Annotated in this window: 18 protein-coding genes and 2 pseudogenes; 19 read left to right on the top strand and 1 reads right to left on the bottom strand. The window is 72.1% G+C overall.

The features are described from left to right. Nucleotides 1-50 precede the first annotated feature (50 nt). From ACZ4UB_RS36425 to ACZ4UB_RS36345, 17 genes and pseudogenes are all read left to right on the top strand, one after another. On the top strand, nt 51-776 hold the full coding sequence (locus ACZ4UB_RS36425; RefSeq protein ID WP_468077066.1) for an alpha/beta fold hydrolase: 726 nt from the start codon (nt 51-53) through the stop codon (nt 774-776). Between the two features lie 102 nt (nt 777-878). Beyond that, entirely contained in the window at nt 879-2,207 is a 1,329-nt protein-coding gene (locus tag ACZ4UB_RS36420; RefSeq protein ID WP_468077064.1) for an ABC transporter substrate-binding protein, read from the top strand. Then, nucleotides 2,207-3,172: a carbohydrate ABC transporter permease gene (locus ACZ4UB_RS36415; RefSeq protein WP_468077062.1), complete on the top strand. Its 966-nt coding sequence runs from the start codon at nt 2,207-2,209 to the stop codon at nt 3,170-3,172. Before ACZ4UB_RS36420 ends, ACZ4UB_RS36415 begins: the two co-directional genes overlap by 1 nt. Next, entirely contained in the window at nt 3,169-4,056 is an 888-nt protein-coding gene (locus ACZ4UB_RS36410; protein WP_468077060.1) for a carbohydrate ABC transporter permease, read from the top strand. The genes ACZ4UB_RS36415 and ACZ4UB_RS36410 overlap by 4 nt, the downstream gene beginning before the upstream one ends. Then, the gene (locus ACZ4UB_RS36405; protein WP_468077058.1) at nt 4,053-6,827 is read left to right on the top strand and encodes an ATP-binding protein; all 2,775 of its coding nucleotides are present in this window, start codon (nt 4,053-4,055) and stop codon (nt 6,825-6,827) included. Before ACZ4UB_RS36410 ends, ACZ4UB_RS36405 begins: the two co-directional genes overlap by 4 nt. A gap of 135 nt (nt 6,828-6,962) precedes the next feature. After that, the gene (locus ACZ4UB_RS36400) at nt 6,963-7,799 is read left to right on the top strand and encodes an alpha/beta fold hydrolase (protein WP_468077056.1); all 837 of its coding nucleotides are present in this window, start codon (nt 6,963-6,965) and stop codon (nt 7,797-7,799) included. Nucleotides 7,800-7,950: 151 nt separating this feature from the next. Then, nucleotides 7,951-9,036: an LLM class flavin-dependent oxidoreductase gene (locus ACZ4UB_RS36395; RefSeq protein WP_468077054.1), complete on the top strand. Its 1,086-nt coding sequence runs from the start codon at nt 7,951-7,953 to the stop codon at nt 9,034-9,036. Continuing rightward, entirely contained in the window at nt 9,033-9,647 is a 615-nt protein-coding gene (locus ACZ4UB_RS36390) for an FMN reductase (RefSeq protein WP_468077052.1), read from the top strand. The genes ACZ4UB_RS36395 and ACZ4UB_RS36390 overlap by 4 nt, the downstream gene beginning before the upstream one ends. Nucleotides 9,648-9,734: 87 nt before the next feature. Next, complete coding sequence (locus ACZ4UB_RS36385; RefSeq protein ID WP_468077050.1) at nt 9,735-12,605, top strand: AAA family ATPase; 2,871 nt, start codon at nt 9,735-9,737, stop codon at nt 12,603-12,605. A gap of 137 nt (nt 12,606-12,742) precedes the next feature. Next, complete coding sequence (locus ACZ4UB_RS36380; protein WP_468077048.1) at nt 12,743-13,990, top strand: PucR family transcriptional regulator; 1,248 nt, start codon at nt 12,743-12,745, stop codon at nt 13,988-13,990. 170 nt (nt 13,991-14,160) lie between these two features. Then, nucleotides 14,161-15,012 (top strand): alpha/beta fold hydrolase, encoded by an 852-nt coding sequence (locus ACZ4UB_RS36375; protein WP_468077046.1) that lies wholly within the window; start codon nt 14,161-14,163, stop codon nt 15,010-15,012. Between the two features lie 343 nt (nt 15,013-15,355). Then, nucleotides 15,356-16,144 (top strand): helix-turn-helix domain-containing protein, encoded by a 789-nt coding sequence (locus tag ACZ4UB_RS36370; RefSeq protein WP_468077044.1) that lies wholly within the window; start codon nt 15,356-15,358, stop codon nt 16,142-16,144. Further along, nucleotides 16,141-16,854, top strand: coding sequence for an alpha/beta hydrolase (locus tag ACZ4UB_RS36365; RefSeq protein ID WP_468077042.1), 714 nt, complete (start codon nt 16,141-16,143; stop codon nt 16,852-16,854). The genes ACZ4UB_RS36370 and ACZ4UB_RS36365 overlap by 4 nt, the downstream gene beginning before the upstream one ends. Nucleotides 16,855-17,209: 355 nt before the next feature. Beyond that, nucleotides 17,210-17,692, top strand: coding sequence for a flavoprotein (locus tag ACZ4UB_RS36360; RefSeq protein ID WP_468077040.1), 483 nt, complete (start codon nt 17,210-17,212; stop codon nt 17,690-17,692). Next, a pseudogene (locus tag ACZ4UB_RS36355) lies at nt 17,673-18,077 on the top strand (NUDIX hydrolase); the annotation flags it as partial. The gene ACZ4UB_RS36360 and the pseudogene ACZ4UB_RS36355, both read left to right, overlap by 20 nt. A gap of 300 nt (nt 18,078-18,377) precedes the next feature. Then, a pseudogene (locus ACZ4UB_RS36350) lies at nt 18,378-18,566 on the top strand (IS5/IS1182 family transposase); the annotation flags it as partial. Nucleotides 18,567-18,618: 52 nt separating this feature from the next. Further along, complete coding sequence (locus ACZ4UB_RS36345; RefSeq protein WP_468077038.1) at nt 18,619-19,143, top strand: P-loop nucleotide/nucleoside kinase family protein; 525 nt, start codon at nt 18,619-18,621, stop codon at nt 19,141-19,143. Between the two features lie 208 nt (nt 19,144-19,351). On the opposite strand, the gene ACZ4UB_RS36340 is transcribed toward ACZ4UB_RS36345, so the two are convergent. Then, nucleotides 19,352-20,446 (bottom strand): magnesium and cobalt transport protein CorA, encoded by a 1,095-nt coding sequence (locus ACZ4UB_RS36340; RefSeq protein WP_468077036.1) that lies wholly within the window; start codon nt 20,444-20,446, stop codon nt 19,352-19,354. A gap of 159 nt (nt 20,447-20,605) precedes the next feature. On the opposite strand from ACZ4UB_RS36340, the gene ACZ4UB_RS36335 reads away from it, so the two are divergent. Together ACZ4UB_RS36335 and ACZ4UB_RS36330 are read left to right on the top strand one after the other, a co-directional pair. Next, nucleotides 20,606-21,799: a winged helix DNA-binding domain-containing protein gene (locus ACZ4UB_RS36335; RefSeq protein WP_468077034.1), complete on the top strand. Its 1,194-nt coding sequence runs from the start codon at nt 20,606-20,608 to the stop codon at nt 21,797-21,799. Between the two features lie 119 nt (nt 21,800-21,918). Beyond that, nucleotides 21,919-23,460 (top strand): AMP-binding protein, encoded by a 1,542-nt coding sequence (locus tag ACZ4UB_RS36330; RefSeq protein ID WP_468077032.1) that lies wholly within the window; start codon nt 21,919-21,921, stop codon nt 23,458-23,460. The last annotated feature ends 25 nt before the right edge of the window (nt 23,461-23,485 follow it).

Raw genomic sequence — 23,485 nt, 5'->3', positions numbered from 1 at the left:
CCCCCCCTCTCCCTCCACCCCCTCTCCCTTCACCCACCGAGGAGTTCCCCATGTCCCGACACGCCCGCCCCACCGTCGTCCTGGTCCACGGCGCCTTCGCCGACGCCTCCAGCTTCGCCCGCGTCATTCCCGAACTGACCGCCGCCGGCGTGGCCGTGGTGGCCCCGGCCGTGCCCAACCGCGGCCTCGTCGAGGACGCCGCGTACATCGCCTCGGTGGTCCGCGCCGTCGAAGGCCCCGTGATCCTGGTCGGGCACTCCTACGGCGGCGCCGTCATCACCCTCGCCGGTACGCAGGACAACGTCCGCGCCCTGGTGTACCTGGCGGGATACGCGCTGGAGGAGGGCGAGAGCCTGGGCGAGCTGCAGGGCCGCTTCCCCGACTCCGGCCTCGCCGACGCGCTCGTCCACACCCCCTTCCCGGTGGCCGGTTCCACCGAGACCGGCACCGACGTCTCGGTGGACATCGAGAAGTTCCCCGCCCTCTTCGCGGCGGACGTCGACCCCGACCTCGCCGCGGTGCTCGCCGTCTCCCAGCGCCCCCTGGCCGCACGCGCCTTCTCGGAGGCGGCGCCCGTCGCGGCGTGGAGGACCAAGCCCTCCTGGGGCCTGGTCGCTTCCTCCGACCGCACGATCAACCCCGACGTGGAGCGTTACGGCTACGAGCGCGCCGGGATGACCACCGTCGAGGTCGACTCCTCCCACCTGGTCATGCTCGCCCACCCCCAGGCCGTGGCGGAGCTGATCCAGGACGCCGTCCGGGCCACCGCTCACTGACCCGATCGTTCAAGATCGAATGATTAGTCGATTTTGTTCGAGCGCTGGTAGCTTCTGATCGCTCCCGAGAACCTTCGGCGGGCGATCGGAGGAGATACACCCATGAGGTTCGGCGCGAGGCTCACGCTCGCCGTCATCGCCCTCGCCGCCCTTGCCGCCTGCGGTGTTCCCCGGGACAGCCCGTCGTCGTCGCAGCCGGCCGTGGACTGCGGACCGTACGCCCGGTACGGCGAGCACCCCGGCTCCAAGGTCACCGTCTACGCGGAGAACCGGGACCGGGAGGCCGACCTGTTCGAAGAGACCTGGGCGGACTTCGCGAGCTGCACGGGAATCGACGTCCAGTACGAGGGGGACGGGGAGTTCGAGGCCCAGATCCAGCTCCGGGTCGACGGCGGGAACGCCCCTGACGTGGCGTTCTTCCCCCAGCCCGGGCTCCTGGCACGCTTCGCGCGGGCGGGGAAGCTCAAGCCCGCGAGCGCCGGGGTCGCGGCCCTCGCGCACCAGGGCTGGTCGGCGGACTGGAACAGCTACGCGACCGTGGACGGCACCCTCTACGGCACGCCGCTGGTCGCGAACGTGAAGTCCTTCGTCTGGTACTCGCCCACGTTCTTCCGGGACAGGGGACTGAGCGTTCCCCGCACCTGGGCCGAGCTGATGGCGGTGACCGAGAAGGTCGCCGCGTCGGGCGTCACGCCGTGGTGCGCGGGCATCGAGTCCGCCGAGGCGACCGGCTGGCCCGTGACGGACTGGATCGAGGACGTCCTGCTGCGCCGGCAGGGCACCGACGTGTACGACCGGTGGGTCGCCCACGAGATCCCCTTCAACGACCCGCGCGTGATCGAGGCCATGGACACGGTGGGGTCGATCCTCAAGAACGACCGGTTCGCCAACGGCGGTTTCGGCCCGGCCCGGTCGATGGCGTCGATCTCCTTCCAGGAGGCCGGCACTCCGGTCCTCTCCGGAGACTGCGCGATGCACCGCCAGGCCTCGTTCTACGCCGGCATGTGGCCGAAGGGCACCGAGATCGGACCGGACAAGGACGTCTACGCCTTCCTGCTGCCCGGGGCGGACCCGGCCGACCGGCCCGTCCTCGGCGGTGGGGTCTTCACCACGGCGTTCGCCGACCGTCCCGAAGTACGGGCGTTCCAGGAGTACCTGGCCTCCGCGGACTTCGCGAACGCGCGGATGCGCAAGGGCCCCTTCGTCTCGGCGAACAAGGGAGTGGATCCGGCGCGGGCCGCGAACCCGGTCGACAGGCTCGCGATCCAGCTGCTCCAGGATCCCCGGACCCGGTTCAGGTTCGACGGTTCGGACCTGATGCCGGCGTCGGTCGGCGCCGGGACGTTCTGGAAGGGATCCGTCGACTGGATCGGCGGCGCGAGCACCCGGCAGGTCGCCGACTCCATCGAACGGTCCTGGCCGAGCCGCTGATGTCGTACGACGCCGTCGCCCAGCAGCCCGGGCTGCTGTACCTGCTCCAGGGCGTCGCCGCCTTCGCGGCGGTGGTCTGCCTGATCCTGCTGGCGCTGCACCGGGGGCCCCTGCGCGGGAGGGCCGCTGCCCTGGTCCTGCTGGCCCCGGCCCTGCTGCTGCTCACGGTCGGTCTGCTCCTGCCCGCTCTGCGCACCCTGCTCCTGTCGTTCACCGGCGGCGGGGCGGACGCGTGGGTCGGGTTCGACAACTACGTGTGGATGGTCACCGACCCGCGGGCGCTGGTGGCGCTGCGCAACACCCTGGCGTGGGTGGTGCTCGTGCCGCTGACGGCGACCGCGGTCGGTCTGCTCTACGCGGCGGCCGTCGCGCGGTCGCGGTTCGAAACGCTCGCGCTCTTCCTCGTCCTGATGCCGATGGCGCTCTCCTTCGTCGGCGCGGGCGTCGTCTGGAAGTTCGTCTACGCCTACCGCCCCGCGGCGGTCGAGCAGATCGGGCTGCTGAACCAGCTCGTCGTCGCCTTCGGCGGTGCGCCGCGGCAATGGCTCGTGGACTCACCTTGGAACGTCCTGTTCCTCATCGTGGCCATGGTGTGGACACAGGCGGGCTTCGCGGCCGTGCTGCTGGCCGGCGCGATCAGGGCCGTTCCCGATGAGCTGACCGAGGCGGCCCGACTCGACGGTGCGTCCCCCCGGCAGATCTTCCGGCGGATCACGCTGCCGTCGATCAGGCCCACGCTGCTCGTCGTGGTCCTCGCCCAGGCGATCGGCACCTTCAAGGCCTTCGACATCGTCAAGACCATGACCGGTGGACAGTTCGACACCGGCGTCATCGCCCACGAGATGTACGGCCAGGCCTTCCGCTACGGCGAGACGGGCCGGGGCGCGGCGCTCGCCGTGCTCCTCTTCGTCCTCGTCACCCCCTTCGTCGCCCACCAGATCCGGGCGCGGCGGAGGACGGGGTGAACGGCGTCCGGGAGCGGCTGGCCTCCCGCGCCTTCACCGGGATCGCCGTGGTGATCGCGGTCCTCTGGACGACACCGACCCTCGGTCTCCTGCTCTCCTCGTTCCGCCCCGAGGAGGAGATCAAGACGACGGGCTGGTGGACCGTGCTCCGTGCGCCCCACTTCACGCTCGACAACTACGCCGAGGTGCTGTCCGGCGGCGGGAACGGTTCGGGGCGGCTCGCGGAGCACTTCGCCAATTCCGTCGTCATCACCGTTGCGTCGGTACTGTTCCCGCTGGTCCTGGCCTTCTTCGCGGCCTACGCCCTGGCCTGGATCGACTTCAGGGGGCGCGACGCGCTCGTCGTCGGCATCTTCGCGCTCCAGGTCGTGCCGCTGCAGATGGCGCTCGTCCCCCTCCTCAAGCTCTTCTCCCAGGGCTGGCTGTTCCTGCCCGCGTGGCAGCTCACCGGTCCCGCGCGGTTCGGCCAGGTCTGGTTCGCCCACACGGTCTTCGCGCTGCCGTTCGCGGTGTTCCTCCTGCACAACTTCCTGGCCGGGCTGCCCCGGGACCTGATCGAGGCCGCCCGCGTCGACGGCGCCTCGCACGGGACGCTGCTGCTCCGGATCGTCCTGCCGCTGGCCCGCCCGGCCCTGGTCACCTTCGCCGTCATCCAGTTCATCTGGGTGTGGAACGACCTCCTCGTGGCGCTCACCCTGGGGGGCGGCACGGCCGAGACCGCGCCGATGACGGTCAGACTGGCGAGCCTGGCCGGGACGTACGGCAACGAATGGCAGCGGCTCACCGCGGGCGCCTTCGTGACGGCGTCCGTCCCGCTGCTCGTCTTCCTCTTCCTCCGGCGCCACTTCGCCCGGGGACTGCTCGCCGGATCGGTCAAGGGATGACCCCCGGGACGCCCGCGGCACACGACGTGGCGACGGGGCTGAGCCGGCCCGGGCTGCGGGGCCGCGAAGCCGAACTGGAGCGGCTGCGCGCCCTGGTCGAGGCGGTGCGGGGCGGCGAGGGCGCGGCGATCGCGCTGCTCCTGGGCGAGCCCGGGATCGGCAAGACCGTCCTGCTGCGGGAGACCGTCGCGCTCGCCCGGGCCCGTGGATTCATCGTCAGCCACGGCCGCGCCGAGGAACTGCACGAGCTCGCACCGCTCGCCTCCCTGGCCTCGGGCCTCCTGCACGGTGACCCGCCGCTGCTGTCCGCCGCGGACTTCGCGGACCTCGCGGGCCACTACGACCAGCGCGTCTGGCTCGTCGAACGGCTGGCCCAGCTGATCGAGGAACGCGCGGCGGGCACGCCGGTACTGATCGCGGTCGACGACCTCCACTGGGCCGACCCGCTGAGCCGCTTCGCCCTGAGCGTCATGCCGGCACGACTGCTCAGCTGCCCGGTCCTCTGGCTGCTCACGGGCCGCCACGACCCCGACCTGTACGGGCGGGGGCCGCGGACGACGACCCTCCCCCTGCGGCCGCTGTCCGACACGGCCCTGGCCGAGCTGGCACGGGACGTCCTCGGCGGGGACGTACCGGAACCGGTCGCGGAACTCCTCGACGGGGCGGGAGGCAACCCCTTCCTCGCGGCCGAGACGCTCGCGGGCATCGCGGCGGCGGGCACGGACGTGCCGGGGCCGTCGGGGCCTCCGGAGCCGCCGGAGCGGCTGGTCCTCGGCGTACGCGGCAGACTGGCCGACCTGCGGCCGGACACCCTCCACTTCCTGCGGATCGGCTCGGTCCTCGGCCGCGCGTTCACGCTCGCCGACGCCGCGGCCCTGTGCGGCCGGCCCGCCTCCGGACTCGGCGCCGAACTGGACGAGGCGATCTCCGCCCAGCTCCTCCACGACGACGGCGAACGCCTCCTGTTCCGCCACGACCTGCTCCGCCAGGCGGTGTACGCCGACCTCGCCCCCTCCGTACGCCGGGCGCTGCACCGGGAGGCCGCGAGCCGACTCGTCGCGGCGGGCCGGAGCTCCGTCGACGCGGTCCCGCACCTGCTGAAGAGCGCCGAACCCGGCGACCAGGAGGCGATCGGACTGCTGGACACGGCCGCCACGGACGTGCTGCCCGTGTTGCCCGACCTCGCCGCCGACCTGGCCGTGCGCGCCCTGGAACTCGTACCGCCCCATGCGCCCATGGTGTTCGACGTGGGAGAACGGGCCATCGTCGCGCTGACCCGCGCGGGCCGGTACACCCGGGCCCGGGAGACCGGCGACGCGCTGCTCGCCCGGCAACCACCCCTGGACGTCTTCGCCCGTCTGCAGTCCGTACTCGGCGACACGCTCTGGCACCTCGACGACGTCCACGAGCTGACCCGCCGCTCGACGACGGCCCTGGCAGCCGTCACCGACCCGGTGATCCGCGCCCGGCTGACCGCGCGGCAGGCCCTGGCCCGGTCCCGCGGACGCGACCTCGGAGCCGCTCGGGAGACGGCCGAAGCGGCGCTCGCCGAGGCGGAGCGGGCCGGTGACCGGGAAGCCCGGGTCCTCTCGCTCTGGGGCCTCGGCGAGATCGCCCTCAACGCCGGCGACTGCGCCGCCGCCGTGGCACACCACACGGCGCTCAGCGTCTTCGACACGGCCTTCCTGCCGGAGGGGGTCGTCGCCCGGATCCACAGCGACGACTTCGACACCGCACGGCGCCTGCTGCGGACGGCGGGCGACGCTCCCCTGCGCCCCGCCATGCTGATCTGGGCCCAGGCGACCCTGAACCTGGGGCTCGGCCGACTCGACGACGCGGAGGCCGACCTCGTCACCGCCGAGCGGCTCGAAGCGGACCTCCAAGTGCCCGGCAACCTGGTCAACATCCGCGTCAACCGCGGTCTGCTCGCGATGCTGCGCGGCGACCGCGAAGCCGTGCGGGAACACCTGGACGTCGTGCGGGCGACCGTGGCCGACCGGCCCAACACCGGCAACCACGCCACGCACCAGTACTTGGAGGCCGTCGTCGCCGACGCCGACGGCGACCACGCGGCAGCGGCCGAGCGGCTCCGATCCGTGCAGCGGGACCACCCCTTCCTGCGGTGGCGGCTCCTGCGCCCGCACGTCGTCCAGGCCGTGCGGATCGCCCTGCGCGCCGGGGACCGGCACCTGGCCGAGGACCTCGCGGCCCAGGCCGGCGAACACGCCACCCGCAACCCCACAGTGCCGACCGCCCGGGGGACGGCCGCCCACGCGGCCGCCCTGGCGCACACCGACCACGAACTCCTGGAGCGCTCGGTCCGCATCCTCCTCACCGGTCCCCGGCCGCTGCCCCTCGCCGCCGCGTCCGCCGACCTCGGGCGCGCGCTGCGCACCGCGGGCGACCCCGCCGCTACACCCGCCCTGACCAGGGCGCACGACCTCTACGCCCGGGCGGGGGCCGGCGCGGAGGCCGACCGGGTCCGGGCCGATCCGCGACGCACCACGAGCCGCTCCGGCCGGCGCGCCGCGGGCCTCGGGCCACGCCCCGACCACGGCTGGAACGCGCTCACGGCCTCGGAGCGCAAGGTCGCCCGGCTGATCGCCGCGGGTCACACCAACCGGTCGGCCGCGCAGGCCCTCGTCGTCTCCTCGCACACGGTCAACACCCATCTGGCGTCGATCTTCCGCAAGTTGTCGGTGCGCTCGAGGGTCCACCTGGCCCGGATCGTCCTCGCGGAGGACGACGCCGGAGCGGCCACCGGCCGCTGAGCGACCTCTGCGCCCCCGTGCAAGGCGCGGTGCGCCGTACGGCAACAGCGGGCGCCGGACCGGTCCTAGCGTGACGGGCACACACCCCGCCGCTTCGACGCGCGGACCAGTCGACCCGAACAGAGGAAGCAACCCATGCCGTACATCACCGTGGGCCAGGAGAACACCACCCCCGTCGAGCTGTACTTCGAGGACCAGGGAGCCGGGCAGCCCGTCGTCCTCATCCACGGCTTCCCGCTCGACGGCCACTCCTGGGAGCGCCAGAGCGCCGCGCTGCTCGAAGCCGGGTACCGCGTGATCACGTACGACCGGCGCGGATTCGGGCAGTCCTCCCAGCCGACGACCGGCTACGACTACGACACCTTCGCGGCCGACCTGAACACCGTGATGGAGACCCTCGACCTGAACGACGCCGTCCTCGTCGGCTTCTCCATGGGCACCGGAGAGGTCGCCCGCTACGTCTCCACCCACGGCTCCGGCCGGGTCGCCAAGGTCGCCTTCCTGGCCTCGCTCGAGCCCTGCCTGCTCAAGAGCGACGACAACCCGGACGGCGTCGCCCCGAAGGAGTTCTTCGACGGCGTCGTCGCCGCCGTCGAGGCCGACCGCTACGCCTACTACACGGCCTTCTTCCACGACTTCTACAACCTCGACGAGAACCTGGGCACCCGCATCAGCGAGGAGGCCGTCCGCAACAGCTGGAACACCGCGGCCCGCGGGGGCTCCTTCGCCGCGTCCGCCGCGCCGGCGACCTGGTACACCGACTTCCGCGCCGACATCCCCGCCGTCGACGTACCGGCCCTGATCCTGCACGGCACGGCCGACCGCATCCTGCCGGCCGAGGGCACCGCGCGCCCCTTCCACGCGGCGCTTCCTTCGGCCGACTACGTCGAGATCGAGGGCGCCCCGCACGGTCTGCTGTGGACCCACGCCGAGGAGGTCAACACCGCCCTCCTCGCCTTCCTGGCGAAGTGAGGCCCCGCCGTTGAACCGCCGTTGACCCGCCGTTGAACCGCCGCTGAAACCGCCGTTGAACCCGCCGGGTGACGCCGGACTCCCCGGCGTCACCCCGGCCTCCCGGATCCCCGGCGCGGGAACCGGACGAGCTCAGGAGAGCAGACACCCCATGCAGTTCGGCATCTTCACCGTCGGGGACGTCACCCCCGACCCCACCAACGGTCGCACCCCGACCGAACGCGAGCGCATCAAGGCGATGGTCGCCATCGCGCTCAAGGCCGAGGAGGTCGGTCTCGACGTCTTCGCGACCGGCGAGCACCACAACCCGCCCTTCGTGCCCTCGTCGCCGACGACGATGCTCGGCTACATCGCGGCCCGCACCGAGAAGCTGATCCTGTCCACGTCCACGACGCTGATCACCACCAACGACCCGGTGAAGATCGCCGAGGACTACGCGATGCTCCAGCACCTGGCCGACGGCCGGGTCGACCTCATGCTGGGCCGCGGCAACACCGGTCCGGTCTACCCGTGGTTCGGACAGGACATCCGCCAGGGCATCAACCTCGCCAAGGAGAACTACGCGCTGCTGCGCCGGCTGTGGCGCGAGGACGTCGTGGACTGGGAGGGCACGTTCCGCACGCCGCTCCAGGCCTTCACCTCGACACCGCGGCCCCTGGACGGCGTGGCGCCCTTCGTCTGGCACGGGTCCATCAGGTCCCCCGAGATCGCGGAGCAGGCCGCCTTCTACGGCGACGGCTTCTTCCACAACAACATCTTCTGGCCGGCCGACCACACACGGCGGATGGTGCGGCTGTACCGGCGCCGCTTCGCGCACCACGGTCACGGCCGACCGGAGGACGCCGTCGTCGGCCTGGGCGGACAGGTCTTCATGCGCAAGAACTCCCAGGACGCCGTACGGGAGTTCCGGCCCTACTTCGACAACGCGCCGGTGTACGGCCACGGCCCCTCGCTGGAGGACTTCACCGAGCAGACCCCGCTGACGGTGGGCTCTCCCCAGCAGGTCATCGAGCGGACCCTGTCGTTCCGCGATGCGGTCGGCGACTACCAGCGCCAGCTGTTCCTGATGGACCACGCGGGCCTGCCCCTGAAGACCGTCCTCGAACAGCTCGACATCCTCGGCGAAGAGGTCGTGCCGGTGCTGCGGCGGGAGTTCGCCAAGGGGCGTCCGGCCGACGTGCCGCAGGCCCCCACGCACGCGTCCCTCCGGGCCGCCCGGGAGGTGTCCGCCGCGTGAAGCTGACCGTCGTCTCCGCGGGGCTGAGCACCCCCTCCTCCACCCGCCTGCTCGCGGACCGGCTGGCCGAATCGGCCCGCGACGCACTCGATGCCCGGGGGCACACGGCGTCGACCGAGGTCGTGGAGCTGCGCGAACTGGCCGGCGACATCGCCAACCACCTCGTGACCGGATTTCCACCCCCGCGACTGAGTGCCGCCATCGACGCGGTGACGGGCGCCGACGGCCTGATCGTCGTGACCCCCGTGTTCGCGGCCTCCTACAGCGGCCTCTTCAAGTCCTTCTTCGACGTGATCGATCCGGACTCCCTCGCCGGGAAGCCGGTCCTGATCGCGGCGACGGGCGGTACGGCCCGCCACTCCCTGGTCCTCGAACACGCCGTGCGCCCGCTCTTCGCCTACCTCCGCGCCGTCGTCGTCCCCACCGCCGTGTTCGCGGCCTCCGAGGACTGGGGCTCGGGCGGGGACGCGTACACCGACGGCCTGCCCGGCCGCGCCCGCCGGGCGGGCGCCGACCTCGCCGCGCTCATGGCGGCGCGCCCGGTCGGCGAGGAGCCGCAGGACGACGTCACCGCCCTCGAACGGCAACTCGCCGACCTGCGCTTCGACTGAGACGGGCGGCCGCGGGCCCGGGCGGCCGCGGGGCCGGCGGGGTGGCGCACATGGTTCATACTGATCCGCCGTATGAGCGTGAACCGAGTGACGACGAGGACCGAGCCCGAGGAGCCCGACGGCGGACGCGACGGCGTACGGACGCCCCTGCGCGGCAGGGACGCCGACATGGCGTTCATCGAGGCGCGGCTCGACGCGCTCGGCCGGGGCGAGGGCGGGATCATCCGCGTCGAGGGGCCCGTCGGCATCGGCAGGTCCAGGATCCTCGCGGAGGCCGCGGCAGCCGCGAGGCGGCGCGGGACGAGGGTGTTCGAGGGGGCCGCGGACCCCGACGACCAGTTCGTGCCGCTCGGCCCGCTCCTCGACGGCCTGCTCTCCGGCGAGCGACCGCTGTCGGGCGCCGGCCGCCTCAGGGACCTCGCCACCACACCCGGCCAGCGGTTCTGGCTGCTCCAGGAGCTGGGGGACCGCCTGCGGGAGACGGCTCGAAGCGGCCCGCTGCTCGTCGTGCTCGACGACCTCCAGTGGTGCGACGACCTGACCCTGCTCACCTTCAACACCCTCGCGGCCGGACTCTCGTCGTACGCCATCTTGTGGCTCGTCGCCGTGCGCGGCGGCAGCGTGCCGTCGGGAGTGCGCACGACCCTCGACAGGATCCGGCAGGCGGGCGCACACGAGCTGGCCCTGGGACCGCTGGACGACCGGACCACCACACAGATCACCGAGGACGTCCTCGGCGCCGCTCCCGACCCGGACGTCCTGCGCGTCGTCCGTCGTGCCGAAGGGGTCCCGCGGCTGCTGGTCGAGCTGCTCGGCCCGCTGCGGGAGGCGGTGACCATCGAGAACGGCACGGCCGGGCTGCCGGCCGGACCCCCCGGCCCACGGGAACTCCCCTCCGTCGTGCGCCGCCTCGCCCAGCTGTCCGAAGCGGCACGGGAGTTGGTGCAGGCGGCGGCGGCCGTGGGCGGCCCGGTCACCGTCGCGCTGCTGGCCGAACAGCTCGGCAGGTCCTCGGCGGCGCTCATCACGGCGGTACGGGAAGCCCTCGACGCCGATCTGCTCACCGAGAGCGGTGATCGCCTCGCCTTCCGCCACGACCTGATCCGCGAGGCGGTGGAAGCCGGCCTCCCGCTGTCCCTGCGTCGGGCCCTGCGGGGTTGGGCCGCCGAACCGGCGCCGGCGAGCGCGGCCACCCCCGTCGGGCTTCCCGGGCCGTCGGCCGGGCGCGCGACGGCGGATGCGGCGGAGGCCGGGGGAGCGGGGCCGGGAGACGCGGCGGAGGCCGACCGGCTGCGCACCGCCGCGGCGGAACTCGCGGCCACCGCTCCCGGACCCGCCGCGGATCGCAGCCTCAAGGCCCTGGAACTCACCGCGCCGGACGCCCCGGAGCGGCCGCGGATCATCGCCGAGACGATCCCGCTGCTGTGGCAGACGGGCCGGGCCGCCCAGGCGCGTGAGCTGGGGGCCTGCGCCCTGGCGACCGGCGGTCTCGGACCCGAGGACGAGGCACGCGTACGCCTGGCCCTGGCACGCCTCGCCGTACCGTTCGACTTCTCCGAGGCGGTCCGGCAGGCCCGCGCCGGGGCGGCGCTGCCCGGGATCCCCGTGGACGTGCGGGGGCGGCTGCTCGCCATGCACGCCATCGGCCTGTCGATGGCGGGCGAGCACGCGGCGGCCGAGCGGGTCTCCGCGCAGGCGTGGGACACCGCGGCGGCCGCGGGGGACCGCTCCGCCGAGGCGACGTTGACGACGGTCCGCTCGGCCGTGAGTTTCCACCGCATGGACCTGACCGAGGCGTTCCGGCAGGCCGAGCGGGCCGCCGCGCTGGCCGAGGCCCTGGGCGTCAGTACCTCCCTGTGGGTTCCGGAGGCGTTGTGGCACGCTCTCCTGTCGAACACCACCGGACGCACCGCGCAGGCGCTCGCCGCCGCGGAGGAGGGCATCCGGATCACCCGGGAGCAGGGCAGGACGGCGGCCACCGGCATGTGGCTCATGACCCGCTCCCGCATCCTTCTGGAGGCCGGACGGCTGACGGACGCCCGGGCCGACGCCGAAGCCGCGGCCGCGTCGATCGAGGACCTCGGCCCGGGCAACCTCGCCGACGTCACGCTCCGGTACGTGATGATGCGCGTCGCCCTCCACACCAACGACCAGCGGACCGCGCGGGCGTACGCGGCGCGGGCGAGGCGCATGCGGAGCGACGGCGCACCCGTCGTCCGGCACTTCGGCTCCTGGATGCTGGCGCTGATGGCCGACTTCGAGGGCCGGCCCGACCGCGCCATGGCCGAACTCGACGAGGTGATGGCCTCGCCCGCCGCGGACCGCCCGGCCTACGCCGGCCTGGTCGACCCCGCCGACGCCCCGGTCCTCGTCCGTCTGGCGCTGCGTGCCGGCGCGCACGAACGGGCCGCGCAGGCGGTCGCCCTGGCCGAGCGGCGAGCCGTGCTCAACCCCGACCTCACGTTCCTCGCCGCCACCGCCGCGCACGCCCGGGGGCTCCTCGACAACGACCTCGCCCCCCTCGTCCGCGCCGTCCGGCTGTACGAGGACTGCCCCCGGGTGATGGCCCGGGCGTCGGCACTGGAGGACGCCGGACGCAAGCTGGCGCTCACCCGCACGTCCGAAGCGGTGCCGTACTTCGAGACGGCCCTCGCGCTCTACGCGCGAGCGGGCGCCGAGCGGGACGTCGCACGCGTCCGCCGGCGCCTGCGGGCCGCCGGGATCCGACGCCGACCCTCGCCCGCCGGGCTCTCCGGCGCATGGCCGGAGCTGACGGCCGCGGAGATACGGGTGGTGCGGCTGGTGGCCCGACGGCTGACCAACCACCAGGTGGCCGAGCACCTCTCCCTCTCACCGCACACGGTGAGTTCGCACCTGCGCCGGGTCTTCACCAAGCTGGACCTCACCTCACGCGGGGAGCTGACCCGGCTGGTGAAGGAGCGTGACAGCGCAGAGTAGTCGCTTCGTATCCCCTGTGGGCGTCATGGCAATGGACGATTCGTGCGATGTGCCCACCTCGTCGCTTCCTCAGAATGATCAAGCGCCGCGGACTGGAGAAGTCCGCGGGGAACAGCTGATCGAGAGAGGAACAGCGCATGACCGCAAGGCCCCAGCGAGCCCGCCCCGGAAGTCCCGAGTTGCAGGCGCTCGTCGATGAGCTCGCGGAGCGGCTCGGCCGGTCCGTCGTCGTCGACGACCCGCTGGTCCGCATGGTCTGCACGAGCCGCCACTTCGGCGACGAGGACCCGGTCCGCATCGGAACCCTGCTGCAGGGCCGCGCCGACGGCGCGAGCATCCGCCACGTCCTCGCCCAGGGCGTGACCCGATGGTCCAGAGCCGGCTTCATCGACGGCCGTGACGATCTCGGACTGCTGCCCCGCTACGTCGTGCCCCTGCGCGAGCGCGGCCATCTCCTCGGACTGCTCCTGGTGGTCGTGCCCGACAAGACGCTCGCGGAGCACGAGACACGTGCCATCGCCCGCGCCGCGCAGGCCATGGCCGCCCAGCTGTACGGGGAGCACATCGCCACCGACACCCGCAAGGCCGACGAGCGGGACCTCGTGCTCGAACTCGTCGCCGCCGACGTCGCCGCCCGTACCACCGCACGGCGGCGGGGCAGGGATCTGGGACTGCTCGGAGCGGCCGAGCACGTCCTGGTCACCGTCGTCCAACTGAGCTGCGCGACCGAGCTCGTGCGACAGTCCGAGGCGGCCCTGTGGGGGGCGCTGGAGGGGTTCCGGCAGACGCGTTCGGCCCAGGGCCTCATCGCGATAGGGAAGGAACGGGCGACGCTGCTCCAGCTCCGGGACCGGCCGCCCGGCCCGGACGAGGTCGCCGCCCAGTCCGCTCGCATCCTCGACGAACTCCGCACCTTCCTGAGCCCGTCGGCGGACCCGGTCATCGGCGTCGGGGGGCGCCATCCCGGCCTGGACGACGCGTGGCTCTCGTACGAGCAGGCCCTCGTGGCCGCGCGCGCGGCCCGCCGACTCCCCACCCTGAAGAGCACCGGCGACTGGGAACTCCTCGGGGAACTCGCCGTGCTCCTCCAGCTCCCCGAGCACGCCCTGAACGCGTCCCTGATCCCGAAGCCGCTGCGCACCCTGGCCGGGGCGCACGGCGGCGACCGCCTGCGGGACACCCTGCGCTGCTTCCTCGCACACGCGGGATCGATTCCCCGGACCGCGGACACGCTGGGAATCCACCGCACCTCGCTCTACTACCGCCTGCGCCAGATCCAGGAGATCACCGGGCTCGACCTCGACGACGGCGCCCACCGGCTCACGCTGCACCTCGGCCTCAGGGTCGAGGAACTCCTCGCCCCGGCCGGCGGCGGAGCTTTCTGACCTCCTCATTCTGATCCCCTCATCCTCCTCGTCGCCGTCCTCGCTTCGACAAAACGAGGTGGATCCACGGCCCGATTCCTACAGCTCGCGGTGGTACGGGCGGTGGGCCCCATTCGATGATGTTCAAGGCGGGCGGGACCGAAATACCGCCTGTGACCAGGGGAGAAGCCATGAAGCAACTGATCACGACGGACGGCGCGCGGCTCGCGTACCAGGACACCGGCGGCGAGGGCGTCCCGCTGGTGATGCTGCACGGCTGGGGGCAGACGCAGGCGATGTTCCGCCACCAGATCGAAGGACTCGCGCCCGGCCGCCGCGTCGTCACCGTCGACTTCCGCGGCCACGGGAAGTCCGGCAAGCCGCACCACGGCTACCGCATCGCCCGCCTCTCCCGCGACGTGCTCGAACTCGTCGACCATCTCGGTCTCGACCGATTCGACGCACTGGGCTGGTCCATGGGCGTCTCGGTGTGGTGGAGCTTCATCGACCAGTACGGGACCGGACGGATCCGGCGCTTCGTCGCCGTCGACCAGCCCGCGGCGGTCGCCGCCGTGCCCTGGATGACCGAGCGCGAACAGCGGGACTCCGGCGCCCTCTTCGACGTGTCGGGGCTGCTGTACCTGGGCGCGGCCCTCGCGGGGCCGGAGGGCGACACGGTCCGCGCCGACTTCGTGCGGGGCATGTTCTCCGGCGAACCCGACCCGGCGGTGCTGGCCTTCGTCAGCGAGGAGATCCGGTCGACTCCCGCCCACGCGGGCGTGCCGCTGCTGTTCGACCACTGCGCGCAGGACTGGCGGGACGTGCTTCCCCGCATCGATGTGGCGACCCTGGTGATCGGCTGCGAGGGAAGCCATGTGCACCCCGACGCGCAGCGCTTCGTCGCCGACCGGATTCCCGGCGCCCGCCTGCACGTCTTCACCTCCGACGTGGCGAACTCCCACTTCCCCTTCCTGGAGAACCCGTCGGCCTTCAACGCCGTGGTGGAGAAGTTCCTGGCCGAGGAGCCGGCGCACGGCGCGTGACGGCGCCCTCCGCCCGCACGAACCCACGGCTAGTGCTGTGACCGGGAAGGTTCACCGAGTCGCGGCGCCCGGCACGGCACCTCGCCGCGTTGTCGGGTCACGACGGTACGTCCCGTACGAGTCGCGGTCCTCCGCCTTGCGATGCGTCCCCTCGGCCCTGCGGGCCTGGGGAGGCCCCAGGGCACCGAACACCACGACCCGGCAAACCTTCCCGGCCACAGCACTAGGAACCCCCATGACCCTCACACTGATGTCACGCGCGCCCGAACGGGTGCCTCGGCAAGCGCCCGATCCGGCCCCGCTCCGCCCCCGCTCGGGGTGGCTGGTCCAGATGCTCTCCGAGATGCCGGAAACGAACGACCGGACCCACCTCTACCTCGGCGTCCACGTCCGTGGCCCCGTCACCGTCGTCCACGGGCGGGCCGAGACCTTGTTGGAGCCGAACGACCTGGTCTTCTGCGACCCGGCCCGACGGCACCTGCTGCGGTTCGGCGAAGACTGCCAGATGATCTTCTTCCGGGTTCCCCGCTGCTACCTGGGCGTCACGGAGTCGGAACTGGACCAGGTGCTCGGCGTACCCGTACGCGGCGGGGAGGGGATCGGGGCGCTGGCGTCCGACTTCCTGACCGCGCTCGCCGCCCGGGCGCAGCTGCGCCGGCTCACGCTCGGGGACCGGCGTGCCAGGACGGCCGTACACCTCCTCTCCGTCCTGGTCATGGAGCTCCTCGACGCGGACACGACCGACGAGGCCGACGACGCGTCCGGGGCCGCCAACGAGATGCTGTCCCGCATCCACGGCCACATCGAGGAACACCTGAGGGACCCCGACCTCTCACCGGAGTCGATCGCCCGCGCCCACCACATCTCCGTCCGGTACCTGCAGAAGCTCTTCCAGAACGACGGCAGCACGGTGAGCCAATGGGTGCGCCAGCGCAGGCTGGAGTCCTGCCGGCTCGAACTGGGCCGCGCCCACCGCAGGATCACCATGGCCGCGGTGGCACACCGCTGGGGCTTCAGCAGCCCCTCGCACTTCAGCCGCTCGTTCCGCGGGGCCTACGGCATGAGCCCCAGCGAGTGGCAGGCGCTGGCGACCTCGGCCTTCGCCCCGACACCGAGAAGAGAGCCCGCATGACCAACCCCACCGTCGTCCTCGTGCACGGTGCCTTCGCCGACGCGACGGGCTGGATAGGCGTCATCGCGGAACTGCGGAGCAGCGGCATCCCGGTGATCGCACCGGCGAACCCGCTGCGGGGCCTGACGTCGGACGCCGCCTACCTCGCCTCCGTCCTCGCCCAGGTCGACGGCCCGGCCGTACTCGTCGGCCACGCGTACGGCGGCGCGCTGATCACGGTGGCCGGCGGCGCGGCGAACGTCGTGGGGCTCGTCTACGTGGCAGCCTACGTCCCGCACGAGGGCGAGAGCCTCGCCCAACTCCAAGGGAGCTTCCCCGAACCCCCGTTGACCGGCCACCTGAAGGAGTGGACGTACCCGCTCCACGACGGCGACCGCGCGGTCGAGGTCACCATCGAGGAGACGGCCTTCGCCTCCGTCTTCGCGTCGGACGTACCCGAAGAGGTCGCCGCCGCCCTGGCGGCCGCCCAACGCCCGCTCGCCACCGCCGCCCTCACCGAAACCGCCTCCGCGGCGGCATGGCGCACCAAACCCTGCTGGGCCCTGGTGACCGGCGCCGACCGCACGATCAGCCCCGAAGCCCAACGCTTCGGCGCCACCCGAGCCGGAGCCACCGTCGTAGAACTCCCGGACGCCTCCCACGCCGCCCCCCTGTCCGAGCCCACCCATGTAGCCGACCTGATCAGAACCGCCGTCCGAGCGACAAGCTGACACAAGCGGACGTGGCCGCTGAACCGGGCCACCACCAGACGAAGATCAGCCGCCTGGAGGAAGGCCGCGGAACCGACGACATCCGGGTCCTCCACGACGTCGCCCGGGCAGACGAGACCCCGGATCCGGAGCCAGCTTCCTCCCGCGCCATGGCGGAGGCCGAATGCTTCGGCGCCCCCCTCGTCCTCGCCGCCGGCGTCCGGCTCCCGGCGCACCGCCTGCCAGCTCACTGGCTCGTACGACCATCGCTCCCCGCACCACCTCGCCGTCCTCGGGCCGCGGAGATGGCCGCGCGGGACCGCCGTCGTACGCTGCCGGAGCTCCACCCCTCCAGCCGCCGACCGGGAGTAGCCGCGTGACCGAGCCGCAGTCCAAGCCCTTCCTGTACGTCGTCGTGTGCGCCGCCGGGATCGCCGGCGATGTCGGCAGACTGATCACCGCAGCGCAGGAACGGGGCTGGGAGGTCGGGGTGATCGCCACGCCGCAGGGTCTCGAGTTCCTCGACGCTCGGGCGATCGAGGAGCAGACCGGGTACCCGGTCCGGTCCGCCTGGCGCTCGCCCGGCGAGGCGCGGACCTACCCGCGGGCCGATGCCATCGCGGTCGCGCCGGCCACGTTCAACACGGTCAACAAGTGGGCCGCCGGCTTCGCCGACAACCTCGCGCTCGGCATTCTCTGCGAAGCCCCCGGCACGGGCATCCCCACGGTCTTGCTGCCCTATGTGAACACCGCGCTCGCCGCCCACCGGGGCCGAGCCGCAGTGAACGTGTCGCCATCGGTCTTCGGGGCGACCAGCCCACCCGACCTGAGGGAGCAACGTGGAGCAGCAGAACGCTGAGGGTCGACCGGCCATCGCAGCGGCCGTCGTGGTACACGAAGGCCGCGTGCTCATGGTGCGGCGCCGAGTCAGCGAGGGGCGACTCTCCTGGCAGTTCCCCGCCGGTGAGGTCGAGCCGGCCGAATCCCGGGAGGAGGCCGCTGTACGCGAGACCCTGGAGGAGACCGGCCTCGCCGTGAAGGCGCTGAAGCTGCTGGGGGAACGGGTTCACCCTGATACCGGTCGCCTGATGTCCTACACCGCCTGCGAGGTGGTCGACGGCCACGCGCACGTCGCGGACACCGACGAGCTGGCTGAACTCGCGTGGGTGGCCCTCGTCGAGATCTCTGAATACATCCCGTACCGCCTGTTCGAGCCGGTGCAAGAGCACCTCGACGTCGTCCTGGGGTGTGGACAGGGACTGATCGCGCGCATCGGAACAACACGCCAGACGGCAACGAGCACCGCGCCGAGCTCGGCATCGGAAGGCTGAGCGCCTGAGTTGACGGCGCGAGTCAGCTGGTTCATGTTGTTGCCGATCTGACCGAGGTGCCTGCGGGCAGCGAACAGCTCGACGACGTTCTCGCGACGCCCGGTGTGCTGGCCGCGGCGCTGGTGTGCGGGTCGTGGCCCGCCCTGAGGGCGGCTCGGGCGCGAAGCCGGCGACGGGTGACGCCGACGGCTCTGGCGGCGGTCGCGACGAGCGCGTGCTCGACGTCGAGGAGGCCGGCCGGCGGGCTTCGACAGGGAGAAATACAAGCGCCGGAACGAGGTCGAGCGCCCGATCAACCGGCTCACGCACTTCCGCGCCGTGGCTACGCGCTACGACAAGCGCGCCTTCGTCTTCCACGGCACGGTCACCGTGGCCTCCATCCGCCCGTGGCTCAGACCGTGATCGGGTGGAAAAGCGGTGGTCGTCTGATCGGCTCGCCTGCCACGATCTGGGTGTGACCACGTTGTTCCTGATGGTCGGCCTGCCAGGGGCCGGAAAGACCACGAGGGCTCGGCAGCTCGCTGCGGAGCACGGCGCGCTGCGCCTGACGCCCGACGACTGGATGATTCCCCTGTTCGGCGAGGCGGAGGCGGACGGGAAGCGCGACGTGCTGGAGGGGCGCATGCTCTGGCTCGCCTTGGAGGCGGTCAAACTCGGCACCAACGTCGTCGTGGACTACGGCTGCTGGTCACGGGACGAACGGTCTGCGATCCGCTGGCTGGCGGAGGCCGAGGAGGCGTGTTTCCGCATGGTCTACCTGCCGGTGGAGGACGAGACCCAACGCGCCCGTATCGCCCATCGCTGGGCGACCACCCCTGAGGAGACGTTGCCCATGTCCGATGCCGACATCCTTCACGGGCGCGCGCATTTTGAGGAGCCCGACGCGGCGGAGTTGGAGGGCCGCAGGGTCGCCGGTCCACCGCCCGGCTGGGTCGACTGGCGGGAGTGGGCCGCTCACCGGTGGCCATCGTTCGCGTGACGGCTGCGGCCCACGACAACTTGACGGAAGTCGTCCAGGGCGTACCGAACGGCAAGTTCCCCAGAGCGCGGTCGGTGACGACTGCGCCGGCGCCAAGTGCGGACGACGCCCTTGCCGCGCCTTCTCCCCAGATTCTCCTCACGGGGCCTTTGGGGGTACGGTCCGCGGTTCGCTTACGCTAAGTCGATCAAGATTCTGTGCTGGTTCGCTACAGCCAGTCCCGCTTCTTGAAGATGACGTACAGGCTGACGCAGACCACTGCCATCAGCAGGATCGCGAAGGGGTAGCCGGCGGCCCATTTGAGTTCCGGCATGGTCTCGAAGTTCATGCCGTAGATGGTTCCCACGAGTGTGGGTGCAAACAAAATGGCCGCCCAGGAGGAGATCTTCTTGATTTCCTCGTTCTGTTCGAAGCCTGCCTCGGCCAGGGCGCGCATTTCGGCGTTCTGTTGTTGGGAGACCAGGGTGGCGTTGACCGTGAGGATTTCGGTCAGGGCCTGGCGGAAGCCGTCGACGCGTTCGCTGGTGTGGGTCACGTGGTCCGCCACGTCGCGGAGGTAGCGCTGGAGTTCCTCGTCCGTGCCGTACTTCGCGAAGCCCGCCATCAGGCTGTGGAGCATGCTGACCAGGGGGCGGGTGGCGCGTTGGAACTCGACCATTTCGCGGGAGAGTTCGTAGATGCGGCGGGATACCTCGGGGTCGCCGCGGAAGACCTCGGTCTCGATCTCGTCCATGTCGTTCTGGACGCCCTCGACGACCGGGACGTAGCCGTCGACGACGACGTCGAGGATGGCGTAGAGGGCTGCCTCCGGTCCGAGGGCCAGGAGTTGCGGGGTCTCCTCCATTCGGCGGCGGACCGCGGGGAGGTCCGGGGCGGCGCCGTGGCGGACGGTGATCAGGAAGTCGGGGCCGACGAAGATGTGGAGTTCGGCGAAGTCGACCTCCTCCAGGGCGTCCACGTAGCGGGCCGCGCGCAGCACGACGAAGAGGGTGTCGCCGTAGCGCTCCAGCTTGGGGCGCTGGTGGGCTTCCAGGGCGTCCTCGATGGAGAGCGGATGCAGGTTGAACTCCGCTGCGAGTGAGTGGAGTTCGGTCTCCGTCGGGCGGTGCAGGCCGATCCAGGCCATGCCGCCGGGCTGTTCGCGCAGGCGGCGGAAGGTTTCGGCGAGGCTGGCGGGGGAGGCGATCCTGCGGCCGCCGTGGTAGACGGCGGAGTCGACCAGGCTCCGGTGGCCCGGGTCCGTGGGGGTGGGCTCGGGCGGACGCGGGGGCGTGGGGCGGCGGTGGTCCGGGCGCTCCGGCATCGGGGTCCCGCTTCCGTGAGGGGTGGAAGGTGTGCGTGCGCGTGCGTGCGTGAAGGATATGCGGAATATGCCGGGTATCGGTGTGCAAACCGGGTGGGTGGGGCGGTGGGTCTTCGCTTGCGGACAGGAGCTGTCCGCAAGCGAGGCTAGCGTGGGGCCATGGCCTCCACGACACCGCTCACGGCGGACCGCGCGCCCGTGCTCGACGCCCGCGCGCTCAACCGTGCCACCCTCGCCCGCCAGCTGCTCCTCGACCGCGCCGCGCGCAGCGCGCAGGATGCGGTGACGCACCTCCTCGGGCTCCAGGCGCAGAACGTGAAGCCGCCGTACTACCAGCTCCACGCGCGCCTCCTCGGCTTCCGACCGGCGGAGTTGGCCGGGCTGATGGAGTCGCGCCAGGTGGTCCGCATGGTGACGATGCGGTCCACGATCCACACGCACACCGCGGCGGACGCCCTCGCCCTGCGCCCCTTGGTGCAGCCCGCCCGGGACCGGGAGATCGGGAACTTCCGCAAGGGGCTCGTCGGGGTCGACCTGGAGCGCCTCGCCCGCATCGCGCGCGCCCACGTCGAGAGCGCGCCGCGCACGATGGGGGAGATCCGTACGGAGCTGCTCGCCGAGTGGCCGGACGCGGATCCCGCGTCCCTCGCGGTCGCCGCGCGCTGCAAGCTGCCCCTGGTCCAGGTCACGCCGCGCGGGGTGTGGGGGCGCAGCGGGCAGGTCCGGCTCACCACGCTCGACAACTGGCTCGGCCGTCCCGCGGACGACGTGTCCCCGCCGCCCGTGGAGGAGGTGGTGCTCCGCTATCTCGGTGCCTTCGGGCCCGCGTCCGTCAAGGACATGCAGATCTGGGCCGGGCTCACCCGGCTGCGCGGGGCCTTCGAGCGGCTGCGCCCCGAGCTCCTCGTCTTCCGCGACGAGAACGGCGTCGAGCTCTTCGACCTGCCGGACGCGCCCCGCCCCGATGCCGGTACGCCGGCCCCGCCCCGCTTCCTGCCCGAGTTCGACAACCTCCTCCTCTCGCACGCCGATCGCTCCCGCGTGATTCCCCCCGCGTTCAAGGGGCGTACCTGGAAGGGGAACCAGGCGCACTGCACCCTGCTCGTCGACGGATTCCTCGCCGGGGTGTGGAAGCGCACCGGATCGGGGCTGATCGTGGAGCTCTTCACCGAGATCTCCCGGGCGCAGCGGCAAGCCGTCGTGGAGGAGGGTGAGCTGCTGCTCCTGGGGATGGGGGAAGGCCCGGACGCGGGTGTGGACCCGGGTGTGGACTCCGGTGTGGACCCGGGTGCGGACGGGGTGCGCTTCGGGTCGTTCACGTCGCCCACATCGCCCACGTCGCTCACTGAGTGATCGTTCTCGCCACCGTCGCCACGGCTCCCGGACATGTCGCAGCCGCACCCGCGGTGGCCCGGGCGGTCCGTGCCAGACTCCCCCCTACGTGCAGTCGGCGTCCGATACAGGAGAGAACCATGCGCATTCCGATGACCGTCACGGACTTCCTCGACCGGGCGGAGTTGGGGTTCGCCGCCAGCCCCGGCGTGATCGACGAGCCGGACCAACCGGGCCCGCCCGTACCCCTGTCGACGTACGGACGGTTCGGCGAGCGGGTCCGGGCCTGGCAGGCGGGGCTGGACGCGCTCGGGGTGGGCGAGGGCGAGCGGGTCGCGGTGGTCAGCCACAACTCGGCCCGGATGCTGGAGCTGTTGTTCGCGGTGCCGATGAGCGGCCGGATCTGCGTGCCCATCAACTTCCGCCTCAAGCCCGAAGAGATCGACTACATGCTGCGGCAGAGCGGCGCGTCGGTCCTCTTCGTCGACCCGGAGCTCGACGCGGCGCTCTCGGGCGTCACGGCCCGCCACCGCTTCGTCTTCGGCGAGGAGACCGAGAAGCACGTGATGCGCTTCGGGGTCGAACCGCGCCCGTGGTCGCGGCCGGACGAGGACGCGACGGCGACGATCAACTACACGTCGGGCACGACCGCCCGGCCCAAGGGCGTGCAGCTCACCCACCGCAACATCTGGGTCAACGGGCTCACCTTCGCCCTGCACGCCCGGGTGTGGGAACGCGACGTCTACATGCACACCCTGCCGATGTTCCACTGCAACGGTTGGGGCATGCCCTACGTGATGGCCGGGCTCGGGGTCAAGCAGGTCGTCCTGCGCAAGGTCGACGGCGCCGAGATCCTGCGACGGGTCGAGGAGCACGGCGTCACGCTGATGTGCGGCGCGCCCGCCGTGTGGAACTCGGTGCTGGACGCGGCGGCGACCTGGGAGGGCGAGATCCCGGGACGGGACCGGGTACGGGTCATCTGCGCCGGTGCGCCCCCGCCGAGCCGGACGATCCAGCGCATGGGCGACGAGCTCGGCTGGGAGTTCACCCAGATCTACGGCCTGACCGAGACCTCGCCGCTGCTCACCTTCAACCGTGCGCGGCCCTCCGACGCGGACCTGCCCGCCGAGGAACGGGCGCGCAAGCTGTCGCGGGCGGGGTTGCCGGCGCTCGGGGTCAAGCTGAAGGTCTCCGACTCCGGCGAGGTCCTGGCCCGGTCGAACGTCGTGCTCGACGGCTACTGGGACAAGGCGGAGGAAACCGCCGCGGCCCTGGAGGACGGCTGGTTCCACACCGGTGACGGCGGCACGATCGACGCGGCCGACGGGCACCTGACGATCGCCGACCGGAAGAAGGACGTGATCATCACCGGCGGGGAGAACGTCTCCTCGATCGAAGTGGAGGATACGATCTTCAGCCACCCGGCGGTGGCCGAGGTCGCCGTCATCGGCGTGCCGCACGAGAAGTGGGGCGAGACGATCAAGGCGCTCGTGGTCCTCGTCGAGGGTGCGACGGCGCAGGAGGCCGACATCATCGCCCACTGCAAGCAGCGGATGGCCGGCTACAAGGCGCCGACGTCCGTCGAGTTCCGCACCGCCATCCCGCGCACGGCCACGGGGAAGATCCAGAAGTTCAAGCTGCGCGAGCCGTACTGGGCCGGTTTCGAGCGCGAGGTCAACTGACGATGGGCGGGTGAAACGTGGTGAG

The organism is Streptomyces sp. NPDC028419 (assembly GCF_055565515.1).
The sequence above is the reverse complement of the archived record's forward strand: the minus strand, read 5'-3'. Positions and strand labels throughout refer to the sequence as shown.

What these genes read in the sequence shown, in the direction of transcription:
- ACZ4UB_RS36375 (WP_468077046.1), top strand. Translation starts at nt 14,161, where the DNA reads ATGAAGCAACTGATCACGACGGACGGCGCGCGGCTCGCGTACCAGGAC.
- ACZ4UB_RS36340 (WP_468077036.1), bottom strand. Translation starts at nt 20,446, where the DNA reads ATGCCGGAGCGCCCGGACCACCGCCGCCCCACGCCCCCGCGTCCGCCC.
- ACZ4UB_RS36335 (WP_468077034.1), top strand. Translation starts at nt 20,606, where the DNA reads ATGGCCTCCACGACACCGCTCACGGCGGACCGCGCGCCCGTGCTCGAC.
- ACZ4UB_RS36380 (WP_468077048.1), top strand. Translation starts at nt 12,743, where the DNA reads ATGACCGCAAGGCCCCAGCGAGCCCGCCCCGGAAGTCCCGAGTTGCAG.
- ACZ4UB_RS36405 (WP_468077058.1), top strand. Translation starts at nt 4,053, where the DNA reads ATGACCCCCGGGACGCCCGCGGCACACGACGTGGCGACGGGGCTGAGC.
- ACZ4UB_RS36400 (WP_468077056.1), top strand. Translation starts at nt 6,963, where the DNA reads ATGCCGTACATCACCGTGGGCCAGGAGAACACCACCCCCGTCGAGCTG.
- ACZ4UB_RS36395 (WP_468077054.1), top strand. Translation starts at nt 7,951, where the DNA reads ATGCAGTTCGGCATCTTCACCGTCGGGGACGTCACCCCCGACCCCACC.
- ACZ4UB_RS36425 (WP_468077066.1), top strand. Translation starts at nt 51, where the DNA reads ATGTCCCGACACGCCCGCCCCACCGTCGTCCTGGTCCACGGCGCCTTC.
- ACZ4UB_RS36365 (WP_468077042.1), top strand. Translation starts at nt 16,141, where the DNA reads ATGACCAACCCCACCGTCGTCCTCGTGCACGGTGCCTTCGCCGACGCG.
- ACZ4UB_RS36330 (WP_468077032.1), top strand. Translation starts at nt 21,919, where the DNA reads ATGCGCATTCCGATGACCGTCACGGACTTCCTCGACCGGGCGGAGTTG.
- ACZ4UB_RS36370 (WP_468077044.1), top strand. Translation starts at nt 15,356, where the DNA reads ATGCCGGAAACGAACGACCGGACCCACCTCTACCTCGGCGTCCACGTC.
- ACZ4UB_RS36420 (WP_468077064.1), top strand. Translation starts at nt 879, where the DNA reads ATGAGGTTCGGCGCGAGGCTCACGCTCGCCGTCATCGCCCTCGCCGCC.
- ACZ4UB_RS36415 (WP_468077062.1), top strand. Translation starts at nt 2,207, where the DNA reads ATGTCGTACGACGCCGTCGCCCAGCAGCCCGGGCTGCTGTACCTGCTC.